The sequence below is a fragment of the Cohnella algarum genome (genome assembly GCF_016937515.1).
GTDB classification, from domain to species: Bacteria; Bacillota; Bacilli; order Paenibacillales; family Paenibacillaceae; genus Cohnella; species Cohnella algarum.
Window position 1 is genome coordinate 1194231 of sequence record NZ_JAFHKM010000002.1, and the last position, 19862, is coordinate 1214092.

Below are 19862 nucleotides of genomic sequence, written 5' to 3' on the forward strand. Positions count from 1 at the left end.
CCCCCGCCAGTGCGGCCGGCCAGCCGGAATTTTGGAAGATTGACGAAAAGCAGCAAGCAGCGGCCCGCGCCGCTGTTTTTTGTTTTCCCGGCGCCCCCTCCCTCGCTGTACAATCCTTTCATCGACCTTTTTAATGGATTAGGGAACCTTTTCCTTTTTGAATCGTCGGATTGTCGGGGTGAGACGAACGTGGAGCTGGACTATTTAAAGCATATGACCGGCGGGCTGGATCGCAACGCCCTGCTGGACGAGCTCATGATGACCTACGGCAAGGACGTCTGGAATTACGCCTACTTCCTGACGTGCCGCAAAGAGGCGGCGGAAGATATCGCGCAGGACGTGTTCGTCAAAGTGTATCAAAATTTGTATACGTTTCGCGGGGAATCGCCGATCAAGCCGTGGCTGCTGGCGATTACGCGGAATACGGCGCTGGACTATTTGCGGTCGTCCTGGGTGCGCCGAGTGAAGTTTTTGCCCTCGTATAAAGAAAAAGCCGCTCACCCGTCCGCCGAAAACGAATGGTTGCACCAAGAAGAGCACCAGGAAATCTGGGACCTCGTCATGAAGCTGCCGCGGAAGCTGAGGGAGTCGCTGCTGCTGTTCGCCCATCATCAGTTGTCCTTGAAAGAAATCGCAACGCTGCTCGGCGTGTCCGAAGGAACCGTCAAATCCCGGCTGTTCCGCGCGCGGGCGGCGGCGAACAAAGCCTGGGCGTCGTCCGGGACGGAAAGGAGCGAGCTGCCGTGAAGCCATCCGAACGCGACTGGGAAAGCCGATTGACCGAACTGCCGCTCGGCTCGGGCGGTTTTTCGGTGCGAACGATTCGCAAAGTGAAGGAGAGAATCGCCTTGGAGGAAAAGCGAAAAAGAAGAAGAAAGCTGCCGTTGGCCATCGCGTCTTTGCTCGCCGTTTCGCTGGCCGCCGTTGTTTTCCGCCCGCAGATCGAGGGGGCTCTCGCCTCCTGGCTCGGGCCCGGACCCGAACCCGTCCCCGTCATCAGCGAGACGGAAACGACGACGTTCAATATCGGTTATATGTACGGCTCGGACGATTTTATGGAGAAATACGGCAAGCCTTTTATCATCCGCCATCCGGCCGTACGCTTCGCTTTTGCCGAAGAAGCTCCGTTAACGGTCGACATCGTCGCCTACAAGGAATGGCTGGAGCGCGAGAGGCCCGATTTGATCCAGATTCCGCTCGCCTACCTGGACGATCTCTCCGCGGCCGGCTTGCTCGCCGAGCTCGATCCGCTGCTGCTGCGGGACGGAATCGACGAGCAAGGCTATCATCGGCCCGTATCGCAGGTGCTGCGCGAGGCGGGGGCGGGCAAGCTGTACGGGCTGGCCGACACGTTCGCGACGACCGGATTGTTTTACAACCGGGAGTTGTTCGCCGCTCGCGGCATTCCCGAACCTTCCGGTTCGCTGACGTGGGATGAAACGCTGGCATTGGCCGCGCAGTTTGCCGGCATGGAAAAAGACGGGCAGCCCGTCTACGGCCTCAGCTTCGGCTACCGGCCCGGCTTGTCGTCCAACGTCATGTCCATCGCCCTGAGCCTCGGGATGGGGATGACGACGGCGGACGGGAGCCGATCTTCCCTCGGATCCAATGCCTGGGAAAGCCTGTGGACGCCGTTCGTCCAAGGTTACCGCGACGGCTGGATCGCGAACGAGGCCGGCATGGAAAGAGGCAAAAACTATGCGATGACAGAGCTGTACAAGCTCGATCCGTTTCTGACCGGCCGGTCCGCCATGACCTTTCAGTCGAACGACTATTTGCGCAACATCGAAGAGAGCCGCGAGGCGATCGGCTTCGACGCGGATTGGGGCATCCTTCCCGCCCCGGCTCTCGACGAGGCGGCTCGGGCGCAGGGGCAGGCAATGGAAATTCCGTATGTACTCGCCATTTCGGCCGGCTCCTCCCAAACGGACGCCGCGTGGGAGCTGCTCAAGTACATCATGAGCCCGGAGCAGGCCGAGCGGCGCTCCCGAACGGCGGGGCACGCCCTGTATACGGTCGGGCAGCAATCGACGGATGCGGGCGCGCGGGAAACCTTTTTCTACGAAGCCGCCATCGATCCGTCGCTGTCGCTCGTCCTGCACGAACAGCAGACTTCCCCGGCCTATCAGGCGCTTTATGCGCTTGCCGCCGAGGAGGGACGAGCCCGGACGGACGAGCTGCTCTCGGGCGCGCTGACTGTGGAGCGTTTCCTTGAGGAGCTGGATCGGCAAGCCGAACAAGCGCTGCGGGAGCTTGCCGCGCAGGAGGAGGAGCTTCCGTGAAAAAACGTTTCGCTTCCCTGTTGGTCGCTTTGGCCTTGCTGGCCGGCTGTTCGCAAGAGGCTCCGAACGCCGAACCCGTCAACCTTCGCATAGGCGTTCCCGATCTCTACGCGTTCGACCGGCAGTACCGGGACTATTTCGATGCGGCGTTTCCCGATTGGGAAACGACGGCGATCGAATGGCCGGACGACGCCGACGCGTTTACGGCGGAGCGCTGGGGCGAGTGGCTGGAAACGGAAAAACCCGATCTGCTGCTGGCTAACGTTTTCGACTATCGCAAGCTGTCCGATGCGGGCGAGCTTCGCGATCTGGAGGAATTCGCCTCTCGCGGCGAAATGGACCTCGGACGGTTCAATCCCGCCGTGCTCGACTACTTGAAGACCAACGGAGACGGCAAGCTGTTCGGCTTAAGCCCCTTTTTCAGCACGTCGGCCTTATACTACAACAAGGATATGTTCGACCGCCTAGGCATCCCTTATCCGCAAGACGGGATGACCTGGCCGGAGACGTTGAGTCTGGCGAACCGATTCATGCGGGACGACCGCCTGGGAGAAGACGAATTCGGGCTCCATGTCAGATGGGTTCGCTCGCCGTTCGACCTGATCCGGCAAATCTCCTATACGGAGGGGCTGGAATACGCCAACCTTCAAACCGGCGCGGTAACGATCGATACGGAAAGCTGGCGGAACGTTTTCGAAGCCGTGATCGCTGCGTACCTGGACGGGACGTTCCGGACGCAAAACGTACAGGGCGAAGAAGCGGACGGCACCGTGTATTACGGGCCGGAGGCGTTGGCCGAAATGGATTTATTTTCGCAAGGGGCGGCCGCCATGACCGTGGATGGCGATGATTTGATGCAGCGGCTTAAGTCGGCCGCTCCGGGCTTTCGCTGGGGGGCCGTGACGGCCCCGGTTCGCGTTTCCGATCCTTCGCGGGCGGGCTGGTTCAACACGGGATCGGTCTTCGCGATCCCGGTTGTCTCCTCGCAGCCGAACGAGGCATGGGAGGCGATCGATTATTTCCATTCCGAGCGGATGGGCCGCGCGGCCGTCGCCCTCGGCGAAGGGCTGCTGTCGCTGAAGGACGATCCGGTCTGGCGGGGCGATGCGGATTATGAGGTGTTTTACCGGACGCTGCCCGTCAACGCGCTCCCCGAAACCTTCGAGCCCGTCGTCTCGCCCGAATTCGCTGAGCCGTTCGACCTCCTCGTCGAGCGCGGGATCGGGAGCGTCCTTGCGGGCAAAGCGACCGTCGAGGAAGCGCTCGCGGCCATTCAGAAAGAAGGCGAAGCTCTGGTAATGGAGTTTCGGCAGGAAGAGGCCGCTCCGGACGCTTAAATTCGGCCGGGGACAACGAAGGGCGAAGGTGTCCGGCGGCGGCGGTCCCTGTGTTGTGCACGTAGTGTATCCACTGCACTACATGACGGGGATCCGCCGGTTGCGGCACCCATGTAGCGCACCCAGTACTCTACATGACGGGAATCCGCCGGTTGCGGCGCCCATGTAGCGCACCCAGTACTCTACATGACGGGAATCCGCCGGTTGCGGCGACCATGTAGTGTACCCAGTACTCTACATGACGGGAATCCGCCGGTTGCGGCGACCATGTAGTGTACCCAGTACTCTACATGACGGGAATCCGCTGGTTGCGGCACCCATGTAGTGTACCCAGTACTCTACATGACGGGAATCCGCCGGTTGCGGTGCCCATGTAGCGCACCCAGTACTCTACATGACGGGAATCCGCCGGTTGCGGCACCCATGTAGTGTACCCAGTACTCTACATGGCGGGAATCCGCCGGTTGCGGCGCCCGTGTAGCGCACCCAGTACACTACATGGCGGGAATCCGCCGGGTGCGGCGCCCATGTAGCGCACCCAGTACACTACATGGCGGAAATCCGCCGGTTGCGGCGCCCGTGTAGCGCACCCGGTACACTACATGACATGAACCCGACCCCTAATGGCCTTCACGACCGTTACTGGCTTCCGAACGCGTCCCCGTCGGTCGTCGCAGGCGATTAACGGCCTAAACCAACCGCTATTCGGGCGCGGGATGGGAACCCGCCCCAATAGCGGCGTTACCCGGCCGAAATCGGGACGGGCGGATGACGGGAACCCGGCGGCAGCGCAATCTTTTATCGCCTTAAATGTTGATCTGCCTAATGTTCTCCGGCGATTGTACGGCGCCCCCCCGTCACGCCCTCACCCAGGCGTCGTTGTCGTAGCCCCGTTCCTCCCAGTAGCCGATGTGCGATTCCCGGATCAGTTCGATCCTGTTCAGCCACTTGACCGACTTGTAGGCATACATTTGAGGTACGACGAGCCGGACCGGCCCCCCGTAATCGCGGTGAATCGGCTGGCCGTCGTGCAGCACGGCGACGAGAACGTCGTCCATTCTCGCCTGCTCCAGGGAAAGCGCGTCCGTGTACACCCCGTCCCCCGAGTAAAACTTGACGTAACGGGCTTCCGCCTGGACGCCCGCCATTTCGAGCAGCTTGGACAGCGGGACGCCTTCCCACGTATTTTTATAAACCGACCAGCCCGTCACGCAATGAAAATCGCTTACCCGCACCTCGCGCTGCAACTGCAAAAACTGCTCCCAATTCCAGGAGAGCGGGCGATCCACCAGACCGTCGAGCGCAAAGCTCCAATCCGCCGAATCGAATGTCGGAAGACGCGTCACGGTGTACACGCGAAAATGTCCTTGCGCCCCGCCTCCGATCACCTGCTGCGACTCGGGAAGCGGCTGCGGCGCGGGCAGCATCCGGTTCGGGTCCGTTTCCCCCGACCCGATGCCGCCGGCGGAGGAAAGTCCCGCCCCGCTCCCGAGCCATTCCAGAAAGGACGGCGCGACCGCCGCGGTCAACGCGATGCCGACCGACCAGCGGATAAACTGCCTGCGGCTCATCCACCGGGCGGGCGCCCCCGGAGCCGGAAACCGGCTTCCGGCGCCAAGCTCGCTTCCCTCCCCATCGGCGGCGGCATCCGGCCGGACCGCGCGGCGTTCCGGCTTCCGCATCCAGCGGAGCCTCGTGACGGAATGATAAAGGATGTACGGAATTCCGACCCACGTCAGCAAGTTGTGCGCGACGAGAGCGGCGTTCGCCCATTGCGGGGGAAAATGCCTCAGCTGCCACAGCACGATGCCGGACAACAGCCAGCCGACGAGCAACGCGGCGACGACCGCCAGATTGCCCTTTTGTCTCGGCCTCTCCTTAAGCTGCTTCAAATGGCGCTTCAGCATCGGAGCGTACATGACGAGCAAAATCCCCGACACGAGCCCGAGGTAAATATGCAGCTGCTTCACCCACGTTCTGCCGCCGCCAAGCCATCCGCGCGCGGCGCCCCAAGAAAGAACAAGCCCGCTTGCGGCAAGCGCGAGCACCAGCCATCCGTTCCAGCGATGCAAGTCTGCCAGCTTTTTTCCGAATCCGGGTTTGCGTCCGCTCACGACATTTTCCTCCCGCCCCATTTCAGGATGCCAAATTATAGCACCGCGACCTTAAAATAATATGAATTCGTTCGCTTACATACCGGAACATCCGTCGGGCTTTTGCGTCTAAACGTACAACACCACGTTTAACTGGAGGAATGATGATGATGCGCAGAATGCTCCCGCTGCTGCTTGCGGCTCTTCTTGCGCTTCCGTTTGCCGGCTGCGGCGCAGCGAGCGATAACGATTCCGGGCCGGCGGTGAAGGAAGCGCCTTCGACGGGTTCCCCGGCGCCGCAATCGCAGCTATCGTCGCCGCCTTCGGCGATCCCCGCCAAAAACCTCGAAAAGCAAAGACCTCCCGTGACGGAGGCTGCCGGGGAAGTCGTGGAAGCTCTGCGGGACCGGGACTTGTCCCGGCTCGCCGATTGGATCGATCCCGAGCTCGGCTTGCGTTTTTCGCCTTATGCCCATTTGAATAACGGCGATCTCGTTTTTATGCCTGACGAGCTGCCCTCCTTCCGGGATGCGTCCAAGCGTGTCTGGGGATCGTACGACGGTTCGGGCGAACCGATTGAACTGACGTTCCGGGAATACTTCGAAACGTTCGTTTACGACCAGGATTTCGCCGGAGCGCCGAACGTTTCCGAAGGGAAGCTGACCGGAACCGGAAATACTCCGTTTAACGGCCTGGAGGTTTATCCGGATGCCTCTTTCGTCGAATATCACTTCCCGTCGGCGGAGGCGCAAAATTCCGGCATGGATTGGAAAAGCCTCATCGTCATGTTCGTTCCAAATGGCGACGGATGGCGCCTGTGCGCGATCGTTCATTCGCATTGGACGATTTGACGGACGCCGACTCCAAAAAAACAAGCGGCCCGCGCAGAGATTCCCTGCCGGGCCGCTTGTTTGCCTTCTGGATTACAGTTGGCCTTGGATTTTCGCTTTGAGCGCGTCTTTGCTTTGCAGTCCGACCAGCTTGTCGACCGGTTGGCCGTCCTTGAACAGGATCAGCGTCGGGATGCTCATGACGCCGAACTTCGAAGCCAGTTCCGGCTCTTCGTCCACGTTCACTTTCGCGATCGTAGCTTGGCCTTTCAATTCTTCGGACAGTTCCTCGACGATCGGGAGCTGCATTTTGCAAGGGCCGCACCAGGGCGCCCAGAAGTCCAACAGAGATACGCCTTCGGAAACGGTCGTCTCGAAATTGTCTTTCGTTACGGCGACTGCCATTTGTCTCCACTCCTCTTGGGAATAATAGGTAAAGGTAAGCCAATTATAGATAAACCGGAAACCTGGGTTTCCGTTTCACCTCGCGTTCCAAGTTTTCACGCCATCTGGCGCTCCTTGATTCGGGACAGCATCTGCCCGATCGTAATCCCGGCGAAGTAGGCTTCAAGCTGCCGTTCCGCGCCGCTGAACACCGAATTCATGACTTCCTGCATATTCGCCGAAACCATGCAATCCATTTCCGGATCGCCGCTGCACCAATTGGGCGTCAAGGAGCCTCCCGCCATTGAACGGTAAATGTCGGCCAGCGTCAGGTCGTCGGGCTCTTTGCACAGGCGATAGCCGCCGCCGGATCCTTCCCTTGTCGCGACGAAGCCCGCTTTGCGAAGGCAGCCGAGCACTTTCCGGATACGGGCCGGATGCGTGCATACGTTGGCGGCGATTTCCTCGCTGGAAGCCATGCCGTCGGGCCGGTGAGCCAGCAGAACGAGACTATGAACCGCTATAATAAATTCGCTGTTCATTCCAAGCAGCCCCCCCGGTGATTACTGTAATAATATCAATTACAGTTGAGGTTGTCAAGCGTAAAATCGATCGGATTTCCGGCTGACGAAACCGACGGCTAATTTCATGATGAGCCTCCCTTTGCCCGCTTATGCATCTTGCCTTGCCGATTTTGCCGCCGTTCCCGGACTCAATCGCCGGCCGAGCCTTCTTCCGACGAGCCCGGCGGGGCCTTGCCCGTCACGTCTCTAAGCGTCTCCAGAAAAACCTCCAGCGTCCGCGTCCGCAAATCTCCGCTTCGAAACAGCACATGAAAGCTCCTTCGCACGGGCATGCCGGACACGGGGAGCAGCCGCAGCGAGCCGATCCGGAGTTCCTTCCGCAGCGCCCACCCGGACTGAAGCGTGATGCCGAGCCCGGCTTCCACCGCTTCCTTGATCAGTTGCGTGCTGCCGAGCTCCATCAGCCGCCGCGGCCGCAGGCCGAACTCCGCGAACATCCGATCCGTCGCCGCCCTCGTCCCCGAACCGGGTTCGCGGACGAGCCACGTTTCCTTTTCCAGTTCCGCCGGTTCGATCCGTTCGCTGGCGGCGAGCGGATGGCCGATCCCGGCCGCGACGTACATTTCATCCTCGGCCAGCTTTTCCGCCATCAGCCCGCTGCCGATGTCCTCCCCTTCCACGATGCCCACCTCCAGGTCGCGGCTGCGGACCCGTTCGGCGATATCCGCCGTATTGCCGATCGCGATCGAAGGCCGGATGCCGGGATAGTCCCGGTTCAGGCGCGCCAGCGTCAACGGAAGCACGTATTCGCCGAACGTGTAGCTGGCCCCGATCGGCAGCGGCCCTCCCGTATGGCGCATCAGCTCGTCCACCATCTCCTTCATCCGTCCGTACAAAAAATTGATTTCCTTCGCGTGATGCAAGACGATTTCCCCCGCCCGGGTCAGGGAAACGGATTTATTGCTTCTCGTCAGCAGCCGGGCGGCGAACGTTTCCTCCAGCGCCCGGATTTGCTGGCTAACGGCCGGCTGCGTCATATGCAGCTTCTCCGCGGCGCGGGTGAAATTCCTCAGCTCCGCCACGACGGCGAACACATGCAGGTGTGCGTCCATGTTCGGCTCCCATCATAATTATTTGCTTATGGTTATGATAATAATAATTCATTTTTCTTATTTTATCCGGAGCGCTATGCTGGAAACAATCCCGACAAACCGAACCTTTCCCAACCGAGGTGTTCCCCTATGACCGGCTCGTTTACTTCGCATAACGCAGGAACCGCCGCGCTGCCTCCTTCCAACGGAATCAAGCGATATTCCGGCTTGTTCGGAGGAGTGCTGCTCGCCTTGATTCTGACCCTTGCCGGGTGGCAGCTGGCGAATTTCCCCGGACTTTCGGCCGCAGGTCCGATGGCGTGCACGCTTGCCGTCGCCATCGTTTTCCGCCGGATTTTCGGCTATCCGGAGGCGCTGCGCCCGGGCCTCGCGTTCGCTTCGACCAAGCTGCTTCGGCTGGCCATCATCCTGTACGGCCTGAAGCTGCCGATCGGCGCCGTTCTGCACGGCGGCCTGCCCTTCCTGGCGCGCGGCGCGGCCGTACTCGCCGTCTCGCTTGCCGCCGGCATCGCGCTCGGCCGGCTTCTCAAAGCCGATCGCGAGCTGACGCTGCTGCTCGCGATCGGCACCGGCATTTGCGGCGCCGCCGCCATTGCGGCATCAGCGCCGCTGCTTGGGGCCAAAGAGCAAAAAACCGCGCTTGGCGCCGGCCTGATCGCAGCCGTGGGCACCTTGTTCGCGGTTGCGTATACGCTTCTTCTGCCCGTGCTGCCGATCGGCGATGCGGCGTTCGGCGCGTGGGCCGGCCTGACGCTGCACGAGCTAGCGCATGTCGCGATGACGGCCGGCACCGCCGGCCCCGAAGCGATGAACGACGGCATGCTGGCAAAGCTATGCCGCGTCGTGCTGCTCGTCCCGCTCTGCCTGGCGCTGTCCGCCCGCTCGAGTTTCCTCCGCCGCCGGGAAGCCCGGGAAGCCCGGAAATCCACGGGTTTCCCTTTCCGCCCGAATGAGACGCCGGGCACGGACAACGCGCCGAGCACGGACGATGCGCCGGACACGGGCGACGCGCCGGGCAGCGGCCGGGCGCAAAGCGCAAGCCGCGCCAAACCGGCCCTGCCGTGGTTTTTGCTCGGCTTTTTGGCGATGAGCCTGCTCGGCTCCGCATCGCCGGAAGCGTGGCTGCCGCTGCCGGCCGGCTGGCGCGACGGCGTCTCGCAGCTGACGGCCGCGCTGTTCGCCGCCGCCATGGCCGGCCTCGGGCTAGGCGTCAACCTGCGCGACTTCCGGCTCGCCTGGCGCCCGCTGCTCGCGCTGCTCGCCGTCTCGCTCCTCGTCTCGGCCGGCGTCTACGTCACGCTCGCGTTTTAAAGCCCGGCCAGGCTCCAGTCCAGACTGCCCGGCCGATGCCGCCTCGCAGGCTCAGCCCGTCGCCAGCCGGACGTCTACCTGGACCGTCAGCGTCTGGTCCGACGTTCCGCGGTACACGCCTTTGACCGGGACGATGTCGAGATAATCCCGCCCGTGCGCCAGCTTGACGTACCGCCAATCGATCAGGTTCCGGTTGGTCGGATCGAAGCCCTGCCAGCCGACGTCGGGCACGTAGGCTTCGATCCACGCATGCGAGGCCTGCTCGAAGTCCGCGTCCCTTCCCTGCAAATCGCCGACAAAATGGTACCCGCTTACGTACCGAGCGGGGATCCCTTTGAGGCGGCAAACCGAAAGCAGCAAATGCGCAAAATCCTGGCATACCCCGGAGCCGATCCCGATCATCTCGTCGGCGGTCGTATGAACCCCGGTGGACAGGGGCTTGTACTCAAAATCAGCATAAATGCGCTCCGATGCCTTCTGCACGTAGTCGAAAACGCCTTCCCCCTCCACGCCGATGCTGCCGGCGTACGCCGCCACCGTCGGATGAAAGCTGGCGAACACGGACGGAAGCAAATACTCCGCATTGTCGTTCGCGAACGCTTCGCTGCGGATTTTGGCCCAGGCCAGCTCCGGCGGCAGCTCCGATTCCCGCTTGATCGGCGAATCCCGGGTGACGACCGTCGACTGCGACGTGATCGCAAGCTCCTTATGGGCATCGCTGGCCGTAAAGGAGTATACCCGATTGCCGAAATAATCCTCGTAAGACATCATCGAGACGTTGGGCTCCACGATCAGCCGGTGCTGGTAGCACGCCTGCCGTTCGTCCGTCCGCGGGGCGAGCCGAAGCTCATTGACACTGTCCGCCACCGGGTCGGCGTAAGCATACCTGGTCGTATGACAAATTTCCAGCCTCAAACGATAACCTCCCGTCCCGGGGAAAAAAACGTCTTCGCCATCGACTCCCCCAGCAGCCGATTGCCGTCCTGCAATCGAAGCAGCACGTCGCTGAGCGATTGAAGCGAAATCTCTTTCGGTTCGAGCCAGCTGAGCTCCGAACGCGCCTTGCCCGCCATCCGGATCGTCCGTTCGAGCGCGGCGACGCCGCCTTCCGATTTGCGGCGGAATTCCTTTAAATGGCTTTCCAACGAACTCAGCGAAAAATAAACGGATCGCGGAAAACTCTCCTCCAGCAGCAGGAACGACGACACTTCTTCCAGCGTCACGCCCTCGATCGCCAGTCTCCGGTACGCTTCGTAGCCGCCGACCGACTTCAGCACCGCGAGCAGGTACGCGTACGAGGAAGCGCCCGAATCGGCCGCCGATTGATAGACGGATTGCAGCAGCCGGACGATATTTTCCGAGCGTTCGAGACTTCTTCCGCTCTCCATCATGCTCCAGCATTCGTCCCTCAGGACGATCGACACCGCCGTGCCCTGATACGACGCAAGCCCCTCCTTGATCCGCTCGAAAAAGCGGTGCGGCTCGGCCCCGATCTCCTCGACGCTGATCTGCCGAAGCCAAAGATAGAAGCTGTTCAGCATGTTCCACAGCTCCGAAGGCAGCCGTTCGCGGACTTTTCGCAAGTTGTCCCTCGCCTGGGCGATGCACGTGATGAGCGAGTTGGGCTGGGACGCATCGAGCGTCAAAAACTGGAGCACGTCGCGCTCGCGGTACTCGCCGTACATCTCTTCGTAGCTCCGGGGTCCCCGATCGCGCCGACGATGCGCCGCCATACGATTTCTCCCGTACCGTTCGATTCCTCGCGCAGATGATAATAAACGTCGATCAGCCGCGCATGGTTCTCCGCCCTTTCCGTGTAGCGTCCGATCCAAAACAGCGATTCGGCAATCCGATCCAGCATGGCGTCACCCTCCTTTTATCTCGTCAATACCCAAGTATCCTTGCAGCCGCCGCCTTGCGAAGAGTTGACGACGAGCGACCCTTCCTTCATGGCGACGCGCGTAAGCCCTCCCGGAAGCACATGGACGTTGCGCCCGTTCATGAGCGCGAACACCCGCAGGTCGATATGGCGGGACACGAACTGACCGTCCAGGCACACCGGCGCCGTCGACAGCTTGATCGTCGGCTGCGCGATGTAATTATCCGGGTTCTCGCGGATTTTCTCGGCGAAGCGTTCCCGCTCCCATTCCGTCGACGAAGGTCCGATCAGCATGCCGTATCCGCCGGACAGGGACGTTTCCTTGACGACCATCTGATCCAGCCGGTCCAGCACGTATTCTCTTTCCTCGGGTTTGCTCATCAGGTAGGTGGGGACGTTCGAAAGAATGGGCGTTTCGTTCAGGTAGTAGCGAATCATCTCCGGAACGTAAGAGTAAATGGCTTTGTCGTCGGATACGCCGGTACCCGGCGCATTGGCGATCGCGATGTTGCCGAAGCGGTAGGCGTTCATCAATCCGGGGACGCCCAGCAAAGAATCCGGACGGAAAGCGAGCGGATCGAGGAAATCGTCGTCGATTCGGCGGTACAGCACATCCACCTTGCGCAGGCCGTTCAGGCCGCGGATGTAAATTTTGTGGTCCCGGCAGACGAGATCCCGGCCTTCGACCAGTTCGATCCCCATTTGCTGGGCGAGAAAAGCATGTTCGAAATAAGCCGAGTTAAAGCTTCCGGGCGTGAGCAGCGCGATAAGCGGATCGCTCTTGTCGGGAGCCAGATTGCGCAGCGCGGCGCGAAACGCATGCAGCGAATGGTCGATGCCGCGTACGGAGTAGGAAAAATACAATTCGGGGAAATCGTGCGTCATAATGGAACGGCTCTTGAATATATAGGAAAAACCGGACGGCGAGCGCAAATTGTCCTCTAGAACGAAATAGCGCCCCTGGTCGTCCCGAATGAGATCGATTCCGGAAGCGGTAATATACGTTCCTCCGGGTACCGACATCCGCATCATCTCGGGCCGGAAGTAGCGGTTGCCGATCACCATCCGCCGCGGAACGAGGCCGTCCTTGAAAATGTTCTGATCGTGGTAAACGTCATTCAAAAAGGCGTTCAGCGCCCGCACTCTTTGGCTGACGCCCCGTTCGATCGTCTCCCATTCCTCGCTCGGAATAATGCGCGGAATGAAATCGAACGGGATCGTCCTTTCCAGGGCATCCGGCTGTTCGGGCTGCATGAGGGTAAACGTAATGCCTTCCTCCATCAGCCGGCGGTTCATCGCGGATTGCCGCGCGGCGCGCTCGTCAAAGCTGAGACGGGAAATGACCGTCCGAACCTTCTCATAATGAGGGCGTACGTTGGCCCCTTCGAACATTTCGTCATAAAACCGGGAGGAGGTTGGCACTCTTGAAGATACGGCATTCCATAGTTCCATTCGGAGCGGCTCCTCCTCAAGCAGAACGTGGAGGAGAGAAGCCTTTCCTCCTTTCAGACGGATTCAGCAATCCGAGCCGTGCGCACGCTGAGGATTGTTATTGATTGTTATCATAGTCCGAACGAACCACAATGTCAATATTTATTACATAATTACAATAAAAAATCAGAAGACATGACTTATATGTAACTTTTTCAGTTATATTTAGGTTAGGTTTTAACAAAAAATGTTCTTCTTTCTCGCTTGTCGCGTCCCATGCTTGCCCGCCTTGGGCTCGCCGCTATCTTCGCTAAAAAAGCAAAAGCGTCTTCGACGTCCGCAGACGGAAGACGCTTTATGCCGGCTTGCCGATCTCTTTGGCGGCTGCCCTGAATTTTCTCGCCATTGCAAGCCGCCAAGGCAGCAGCATGCCGAACGCCAGCAGAAAAAACAACGCCCCGGTCTGGGGGACGGTCACGTACCGCTCCACCGCGTCGTGCAGCAAAATCCGCACCGCAAGCAGGCCGACAATAAGCGCGACGAACAGCTTCGACCGCTTCAGGTAAACGGACCCGTTCGACACTTCGAAGCTTGACGTGGCGATCAGCGGGTAAGCGAACAGCAGCGCTCCCGCTCCGAAAGCGGCAAGCCCCCAGCTCCAGGGAATCCGTGTTATCGGAAAAAGGAACATCAAAAAACCCGTCGCCATCCCGAGCGGGGGAGCGATAATTTTGCGAAGCGTGGCCGGCTTGCGGCCCGCTCTCAGCCGTATCGCGATGACCGCCGCCCCGCCGAGCAGGGAAGCCAGCAAGAACAGCCCTTGCAGCCGGGAATCGTCCATGCTCCGCGCCCCTTTCGTCCATTCGGTCGTTCCGTTCCTTCTATTGTAAGCCGCCTTTCCGCCCGGAGCAAATCAGATTCTTCCGCCCGCCTGCACCGCGGGTCCGCGTCGGCATAGGAGGACATGGAGGCGACCCGACGCACCGCTTCGCGGGAAATGCAGGATCGAGCGGGTCGGTCGGGATAGCGCGGGCGCCGGAAGCTGCGCGTGGTTGTGCGTGATCAAACAGGGTTCGGCGATGCTTGGTTGGATTTTGTCCAATTAAAATCAGTCTTTTTACGAAATACGTCATCTTCGTTGGATTTTGTCCAATCAGGCGGGGCCTTTTCCGCGTTTTCACCCAAATTCCGTGTTCCTCATTGGATAAAATCCACTCTAGCCAACGGTTTCCCCGTTTTCCGCTCCCTTGATTGGACAAAATCCATCCTAGACCCCATCCGCTTGGACGCCCCCTTCCGCCCCTTAATGTCCAGAAGCTCTTTCGCAGGGCGAAGAAGTTAAACCCTTCCGACAGGCCAAAAAAAGACCGGCGGTTCTCCCGCCAGCCTCGTTCAAATGCTCTCGCAAGTCCGCTCAAGCCATACAGCTCCCGCGCAGCAGCAGCTCGTACAGCTCGGACAGCGCGCCCACCGTCACCGTCGGGACGACGGCGCGCGCTTCCCCGTCCGGCGCAGGCAGGAACGAATGGCGCACCCATACCGTCTTCATCCCGCTTCGCTCCGCCCCGGCGATGTCGGTCGCCAGATTGTCGCCGACCATCACGCATTCGGACGGAACGACGCCGTATTTGCGCATCGCCAGTTCGTACAGCCAGGCATGCGGCTTGCCGACGCTCGCGATCGGACCGCCCGCGATCGACTCGACGGCGGCGAGCAGGGAACCGGTCTCGGGCACGAGCCGCCTGCCTTCGCCCGGATGCGAGTAATCCGGATTCGTGCCGATGACGCGCGCGCCCCGGGCGATTTCGTTGACGATTTGCTCCAGCCGGCGGTAGTCGAACTCGGTGTCCCGGCCGATAACGATAACGTCGGCGGAATCGGGACGCGCCCAGTCCAGCACGCGATGGCCGGCGGCGGCCAGCGCGCCGCTCAGGCTCGCGCTGCCCGCCGCCTTCACCGCCACCCGCCCGTAGACGTCCCTCAAATATTCCGCGACCGCCTCCGTGGCGCTGACGATCAGCTCGCCCTCGAGACGAAGCCCCATCTCCGCCAGCCTGTCGCGTATTTCCGTTGCATTCTCCCGCGAGTTGTTCGTAATGAAGCCGATCCGATAGCCCTGGTCCCGAAGCAGCTCCAGCAAGTCGTTGGCCCGTTCGGCGAGCTTCCGGCCGAAGTAGATGCAGCCGTCGAGATCGAAAAACAAGGCGCGGGTTCCGTCCATCCATCGATTCATCCCGAAGCTCCTACCGCGACTCGGCCGCCTTTTTCACGTATGCGTCCAGCGTGTCCGTGCCGCCCTCGCCCTCCAGCAGGATGACTTCGAAGCGAGGAACGCCGCCGCGCATTTTGACCGACAGGATATGGTGAATGTCGCCCTTGCCTTCGAAGCAGTGCAGCCCGCCCGTTTTGCCCATCTGAATATATTGGCGCCCGCGCTTCTCGGTGACTTCCAAATAGTGCACATGGCCGGATACGACGGTGTACGGGCGGTCCGCCAGCAGGCTTTCCAGCCGCTCGAAGATCGGGTCCGGCTTTTTCCAGGCCGGCTGGTGCAGGCAGACGAACGTCCAGTCGACGTCCGCGTTGTCCGCCAGCACCCGCTCGAAAAAGTCGATCTGCTCGCCGCTTAAGTGCGGGTCGATGAGCGTATCCTCGGTCATCTTCAATACATCCGCCGAAAAACCGTCGCCCGCCAAATCCCGGAACAGATCGACGAACAGCGCCTCCGGATTGCGGATCAGCGCCCGATTCGCCTGCTGCATCAGCTCCAGCATCGTTTCGGGCAGCGACAGCGGCGCCGTCTCCGTGTTCGCGACGAGGAAGAGCGTACGGCCGTAGCGGAACGCGTAGTAATCGACCCCTTTGCGCTCGCGCCACACCCGGATCATCGCTTCCGTTCCGTAGTCGTGGTTCCCGACCGTCTGGAACACCGGAACGCCCAGTCCCGCCAGCATCGGATCGATGCGGTCCCACTCCTCGCGCGCTTCCGCCTCGTCCGTCCAGTATCCCTCCACCAGGTCGCCGATCGAGACGACGAAGTCGGGATTCAGCTTCTTGGCGGCCTCCAGCCCTTTTTCGAACATCTTGTGCACGGCGCCGCCGGTCCGGTCGCTGATGAAGGCGAAATCGAAATCGCCGCCCCGCGGGACCGGCAGTTCCCCGAACCAGGGACCTTTTGCCGTTCCCTTGCCGAATTTGGCCTCATCGATGAATAGTTGGCGAATCGTTGTCATGTTCGCATTCCTCCCGTTGCCCGTATTATTGGATTAACGCATTCGCTTGCTTGGCCGCTTCCTTCATCGCGTCCTCGGGCGTCTTCTGGCCCTGCAGCGCGGCCTGAATCTGGTCCGTAATGATCTTCTGCACGCGGGTGCCCCCCTCGCCCGGGAAGTTGAACCAGGGCACCATCTCGTCGATCTGGTCGTAAGTCGCTTTGTAAACCGGGTTTTCCTCCAAAAACTTCTGCATCTCCGGATCGTCCAGCGCCGTCTGCCGCGATACCATGTAGCCGGTGGACTTGGAGATTTGAACCGAACGCTTCGGATCGACCAGGAATTTGATGAAGTCCCATGCCGCCTCCTGCCTCGCCGGATCCTGGGCGAATGTACGCGGAGCACCCTTTTTTGATTAAGCGAATGTAAAAGCGCCGCCTCCTTCCTTCCGCGGGCGGAAGCAAGGGGCGGCGCTTGTGGCGTCATAACGTATCAGTACGTCACCTGGTTGTTCAGCATGATCCAGATGGACCCGACGATGATGATCAGGACGATCATCAGGCCGAGCAGAAGCGTCATCAGGTTCCAGCGCGGACTCGCTTCTTCCTTCAAGTGCATGAAGAAAAAGAGCTGGACGACGAATTGCAAAATCGCGGTCGCGAACAGCACCACGTAAGCGGCAGTGCCTTCAACGATGTCGTTGAGAACGAGAACGATCGGAATGATCGTCAGAATGATCGACAGGACGAAGCCGATGACATAAGACTTGAGCGACCCGTGCGCTTCGTGCGATTCGCCGTGCGAGCCGTGTCCGCCATGGGAACCGTTCGATTGCGTGGAATGCGGATGTTGCGCCATCTTACATCACCTCCATCATGTATACGACGGTAAAGACGAAAATCCAGACGACGTCGAGAAAGTGCCAGTACAGGCCGATAACGTTCACCTTCCGGCGGGTAACGGGCGTAATGCCGTGTTTGCCGAGCTGGATCATGATCGCGATCATCCAGAAAAGGCCGATCGTGACGTGAATTCCGTGCGTGCTGACCAGCGTATAGAAGGCGGACCAGTAAGCGCTCGTGCCGATCGTGACGCCCTCGTGCACGAGGTGGACGAACTCGTTCAGCTCAAGGCCGATAAAGCAGGCGCCGAGAGCGGCCGTGACGGCGAGCCAGCCGATCAGCCCTTTGCGGTCGCCGCGGTTCATGCACAGCAAGGCCAGGCCGCTCGTGAAGCTGCTCGTCAGCAGGATGAACGTTTCGGCGATAATGCCGGGCATCTCGAACATTTCGGCGCCGGTCGGCCCGCCGGCCGTGCTGTTGCTCAGCACGGCGTAGGTGGCGAACAGCGTTCCGAACAAAATACAGTCGGTGATCAGGAAGATCCAGAAGCCCATCAGGCGAAGGGATTCGAGATCGTGATGACCGTCGTGCCCGTGATTTCCGGCGCGGGCTTGCGCCGCATGATTTTTGTTGCTGGCCATCAGACAGTCCCCCTCGCCGCGGCTTCCGTTCGTTCGATTTCGTCGACCGGAATGTAGTAGTCGGTATCGTAATTAAAGGAGTGGGCGAACATGCAGGCGAAGACGCCGAGGAAGCCCGGTATCGCCATCCACAGCCAGTCGAACACGAGACCGAAGCCGGCCAGGAACCAGAAGCCCGACATGATGATCGGGATGCCCGAATTTTTCGGCATGTGAATCGGTTCGAGCGGCGCAAGCGGCTTCTCCGGTTCTCCTTTTGCCTTGCGCTGTTTTTTCTCCCACCAATCGTCCAAATGCTCGACGACCGGCGTGCGGGCGAAGTTGTACATCGGAGCCGGCGACGGAATCGACCATTCGAGCGTGCGCCCGTTCCACGGATCGCCCGTCGTGTCGCGCTCCATGAACTTGATGCTGTGCAAAATTTGCCACACCATGATCAGGAAGCCCGCTCCCATCAAGAAGCCGCCGATCGTGGAGACGAGGTTCAGCCCCCACCAGCCGCTGTCCCAGCTGTAGGTGCTGACGCGACGCGTCATGCCCATCAAGCCGACGACGTATTGCGGCATGAAACAGACGTAAAAGCCGATGTTCCAAAACCAGAACGACCATTTGCCGAGCTTTTCGTTCAGCTTGAAGCCGAACACCTTCGGCCACCAGTACACGAGGCCGGCAATGTAACCGAAAACGACGCCGCCGATCAGCGTTTGGTGGAAGTGCGCGATCAGGAAGTAGCTGTTGTGGAACTGGAAGTCGGCCGGCGCGACGGACAGCATGACGCCGGTCATCCCGCCGACGACGAAGCACGGAATGAAGCCGAGCACCGTCCACAGCATCGGGGTTTCGAACGATACTTTCCCCTTGAACATCGTAAATATCCAGTTGAATACTTTAACGCCTGTCGGGATGGCGATAATCATCGTCGACACCGCGAAGAAGGCGTTGACGTCGGCGCCCGACCCCATCGTGAAGAAGTGGTGCGCCCATGTAATAAAGGAAACGACGCTGATCGCCATGATCGCAAACACCATCGATTTATAGCCGAACAGCTTTTTCCTTGCGAATGTCGCGACGATTTCCGAAAAAATGCCGAAAGCGGGAAGAACGACGATATACACTTCCGGGTGTCCCCACATCCAGATCAGGTTGATGTACATCATCGGGTTGCCGCCGCCGTCCAGGGTGAAGAAGTGCGCCCCGAAGTAGCGGTCGATAAACGAAAGCGCGAGCGTTACCGTCAAAATCGGAAACGCCAGAATGATGGCGAGACAGCTGCCGAGAACCGACCAGGAAAACATCGGCATCTTCATCAGCTTCATGCCGGGGGCGCGCATTTTGAGAATCGTCACGATAAAGTTGATCCCCGTCGCCAAGCTGCCGATCCCCGATATTTGGATGCCCCAAATATAGAAATCCTGCCCGACGCCCGGGTTGAACATCGTGCCCGACAACGGCGGATAGGCAAGCCAGCCGGCGTTCGGCGAACCGCCGATGACAAACGAAATGTTGAACAGCATCGCGCCGGCGAAGAACAGCCAGAAGCTGAGCGAGTTCAGGAACGGGAACGCGACGTCCCTCGCCCCGATTTGCAGCGGCACGACCAGGTTGAACAAGCCGAACATGAGCGGCATCGCCATGAACAGAATCATGATGACGCCGTGCGTCGTAAAAATTTCATTGTAGTGTTCCGGAGACAGAAATTCCATTTCCGGCATGACCAATTGCGTCCGCATCAGCAGCGCGTCCATGCCGCCGCGGAACAGCATGAGCAGCGACGCGATGACGTACATGATGCCGATTCGCTTATGGTCGACCGTGGTCAGCCATTCGGTCCAAAGCCACTTCCATTTTTTGAAATACGTCAGCACGAAGACGATGGCGGACATCGTCAGGACGATCGCCACGTCGGCGCCGTAAATGAGCGGGTCCCCCGTCACGAAAAAGTCCGCGGCGAAGTCCTTAATGTTTTGCCACATGGGACACCCTC

The 19862-nt window shown here is 60.2% G+C and carries 18 protein-coding genes and 1 pseudogene; 5 read left to right on the forward strand and 14 right to left on the reverse strand.

The window, feature by feature from the left end; translation table 11 throughout:
• Positions 1-189: 189 nt before the first annotated feature.
• Genes JW799_RS05415 through JW799_RS05425 form a run of 3 tightly spaced genes read left to right on the forward strand, consistent with a single transcriptional unit; the run spans position 190 to position 3619 of the window.
• The gene (locus JW799_RS05415) at positions 190-747 is read left to right on the forward strand and encodes a sigma-70 family RNA polymerase sigma factor (protein ID WP_245809632.1); all 558 of its coding nucleotides are present in this window, start codon (positions 190-192) and stop codon (positions 745-747) included.
• On the forward strand, positions 744-2282 hold the full coding sequence (locus JW799_RS05420) for an extracellular solute-binding protein (RefSeq protein ID WP_205428951.1): 1539 nt from the start codon (positions 744-746) through the stop codon (positions 2280-2282). Before JW799_RS05415 ends, JW799_RS05420 begins: the two co-directional genes overlap by 4 nt.
• Entirely contained in the window at positions 2279-3619 is a 1341-nt protein-coding gene (locus JW799_RS05425) for an ABC transporter substrate-binding protein (RefSeq protein ID WP_080832645.1), read from the forward strand. The genes JW799_RS05420 and JW799_RS05425 overlap by 4 nt, the downstream gene beginning before the upstream one ends.
• Positions 3620-4476: 857 nt before the next feature.
• Here JW799_RS05425 and JW799_RS05430 read toward each other — a convergent pair.
• Positions 4477-5733 (reverse strand): molybdopterin-dependent oxidoreductase, encoded by a 1257-nt coding sequence (locus tag JW799_RS05430; RefSeq protein ID WP_338026223.1) that lies wholly within the window; start codon positions 5731-5733, stop codon positions 4477-4479.
• Between the two features lie 149 nt (positions 5734-5882).
• Between JW799_RS05430 and JW799_RS05435 the strand changes: the two genes are divergently transcribed.
• Positions 5883-6563, forward strand: coding sequence for a hypothetical protein (locus JW799_RS05435; protein ID WP_205428954.1), 681 nt, complete (start codon positions 5883-5885; stop codon positions 6561-6563).
• 72 nt (positions 6564-6635) lie between these two features.
• On the opposite strand, the gene trxA is transcribed toward JW799_RS05435, so the two are convergent.
• The 3 genes from trxA to JW799_RS05450 form a co-directional block, all read right to left on the reverse strand.
• Positions 6636-6947, reverse strand: coding sequence for a thioredoxin (gene trxA / locus JW799_RS05440; protein WP_080832648.1), 312 nt, complete (start codon positions 6945-6947; stop codon positions 6636-6638).
• Positions 6948-7042: 95 nt separating this feature from the next.
• Positions 7043-7468, reverse strand: a complete 426-nt coding sequence (locus JW799_RS05445) for an RrF2 family transcriptional regulator (protein ID WP_080832649.1) — start codon at positions 7466-7468, stop codon at positions 7043-7045.
• 170 nt (positions 7469-7638) lie between these two features.
• Entirely contained in the window at positions 7639-8562 is a 924-nt protein-coding gene (locus tag JW799_RS05450; RefSeq protein ID WP_080832650.1) for a LysR family transcriptional regulator, read from the reverse strand.
• Positions 8563-8691: 129 nt separating this feature from the next.
• On the opposite strand from JW799_RS05450, the gene JW799_RS05455 reads away from it, so the two are divergent.
• Positions 8692-9873 (forward strand): YeiH family protein, encoded by a 1182-nt coding sequence (locus JW799_RS05455; RefSeq protein ID WP_205428956.1) that lies wholly within the window; start codon positions 8692-8694, stop codon positions 9871-9873.
• Between the two features lie 51 nt (positions 9874-9924).
• Here JW799_RS05455 and JW799_RS05460 read toward each other — a convergent pair whose 3' ends face one another.
• From JW799_RS05460 to JW799_RS05510, 10 genes and pseudogenes are all read right to left on the reverse strand, one after another.
• Positions 9925-10788, reverse strand: coding sequence for a transglutaminase family protein (locus tag JW799_RS05460; RefSeq protein WP_205428958.1), 864 nt, complete (start codon positions 10786-10788; stop codon positions 9925-9927).
• Positions 10785-11734 (reverse strand): annotated as a pseudogene (locus JW799_RS05465) (alpha-E domain-containing protein). Before JW799_RS05465 ends, JW799_RS05460 begins: the two are co-directional and overlap by 4 nt.
• 15 nt (positions 11735-11749) lie before the next feature.
• Positions 11750-13204 carry a circularly permuted type 2 ATP-grasp protein gene (locus JW799_RS05475; protein ID WP_080832654.1) on the reverse strand — a complete coding sequence of 485 codons (1455 nt, stop codon included), beginning with the start codon at positions 13202-13204 and terminating at the stop codon, positions 11750-11752.
• A 334-nt stretch (positions 13205-13538) separates the two neighbouring features.
• A complete protein-coding gene (locus JW799_RS05480; protein WP_205428961.1) occupies positions 13539-14024 on the reverse strand; it encodes a CcdC family protein in 486 nt (161 codons plus the stop codon).
• A gap of 573 nt (positions 14025-14597) precedes the next feature.
• Positions 14598-15416, reverse strand: coding sequence for an HAD-IIA family hydrolase (locus tag JW799_RS05485; protein WP_205428962.1), 819 nt, complete (start codon positions 15414-15416; stop codon positions 14598-14600).
• A gap of 10 nt (positions 15417-15426) precedes the next feature.
• A complete protein-coding gene (locus tag JW799_RS05490; RefSeq protein ID WP_205428963.1) occupies positions 15427-16416 on the reverse strand; it encodes a metallophosphoesterase family protein in 990 nt (329 codons plus the stop codon).
• Between the two features lie 25 nt (positions 16417-16441).
• Positions 16442-16687, reverse strand: coding sequence for a hypothetical protein (locus JW799_RS05495; RefSeq protein WP_205428964.1), 246 nt, complete (start codon positions 16685-16687; stop codon positions 16442-16444).
• A 200-nt stretch (positions 16688-16887) separates the two neighbouring features.
• Positions 16888-17253: a cytochrome o ubiquinol oxidase subunit IV gene (gene cyoD / locus JW799_RS05500; RefSeq protein ID WP_205428965.1), complete on the reverse strand. Its 366-nt coding sequence runs from the start codon at positions 17251-17253 to the stop codon at positions 16888-16890.
• A gap of 1 nt (position 17254) precedes the next feature.
• Entirely contained in the window at positions 17255-17878 is a 624-nt protein-coding gene (gene cyoC, locus JW799_RS05505; RefSeq protein WP_205428966.1) for a cytochrome o ubiquinol oxidase subunit III, read from the reverse strand.
• Positions 17878-19851 (reverse strand): cbb3-type cytochrome c oxidase subunit I, encoded by a 1974-nt coding sequence (locus tag JW799_RS05510; RefSeq protein WP_080832662.1) that lies wholly within the window; start codon positions 19849-19851, stop codon positions 17878-17880. Before JW799_RS05510 ends, cyoC begins: the two co-directional genes overlap by 1 nt.
• Between the last annotated feature and the right edge of the window lie 11 nt (positions 19852-19862).

Coding starts and splice junctions, on each gene's coding strand:
- JW799_RS05435 (WP_205428954.1), top strand. CDS start 5,883: ATGCGCAGAATGCTCCCGCTGCTGCTTGCGGCTCTTCTTGCGCTTCCG.
- trxA (WP_080832648.1), bottom strand. CDS start 6,947: ATGGCAGTCGCCGTAACGAAAGACAATTTCGAGACGACCGTTTCCGAA.
- JW799_RS05445 (WP_080832649.1), bottom strand. CDS start 7,468: ATGAACAGCGAATTTATTATAGCGGTTCATAGTCTCGTTCTGCTGGCT.
- JW799_RS05450 (WP_080832650.1), bottom strand. CDS start 8,562: ATGGACGCACACCTGCATGTGTTCGCCGTCGTGGCGGAGCTGAGGAAT.
- JW799_RS05455 (WP_205428956.1), top strand. CDS start 8,692: ATGACCGGCTCGTTTACTTCGCATAACGCAGGAACCGCCGCGCTGCCT.
- JW799_RS05475 (WP_080832654.1), bottom strand. CDS start 13,204: ATGGAACTATGGAATGCCGTATCTTCAAGAGTGCCAACCTCCTCCCGG.
- JW799_RS05480 (WP_205428961.1), bottom strand. CDS start 14,024: ATGGACGATTCCCGGCTGCAAGGGCTGTTCTTGCTGGCTTCCCTGCTC.
- JW799_RS05485 (WP_205428962.1), bottom strand. CDS start 15,416: ATGAATCGATGGATGGACGGAACCCGCGCCTTGTTTTTCGATCTCGAC.
- JW799_RS05490 (WP_205428963.1), bottom strand. CDS start 16,416: ATGACAACGATTCGCCAACTATTCATCGATGAGGCCAAATTCGGCAAG.
- JW799_RS05495 (WP_205428964.1), bottom strand. CDS start 16,687: ATGGTATCGCGGCAGACGGCGCTGGACGATCCGGAGATGCAGAAGTTT.
- cyoD (WP_205428965.1), bottom strand. CDS start 17,253: ATGGCGCAACATCCGCATTCCACGCAATCGAACGGTTCCCATGGCGGA.
- cyoC (WP_205428966.1), bottom strand. CDS start 17,878: ATGGCCAGCAACAAAAATCATGCGGCGCAAGCCCGCGCCGGAAATCAC.
- JW799_RS05510 (WP_080832662.1), bottom strand. CDS start 19,851: ATGTGGCAAAACATTAAGGACTTCGCCGCGGACTTTTTCGTGACGGGG.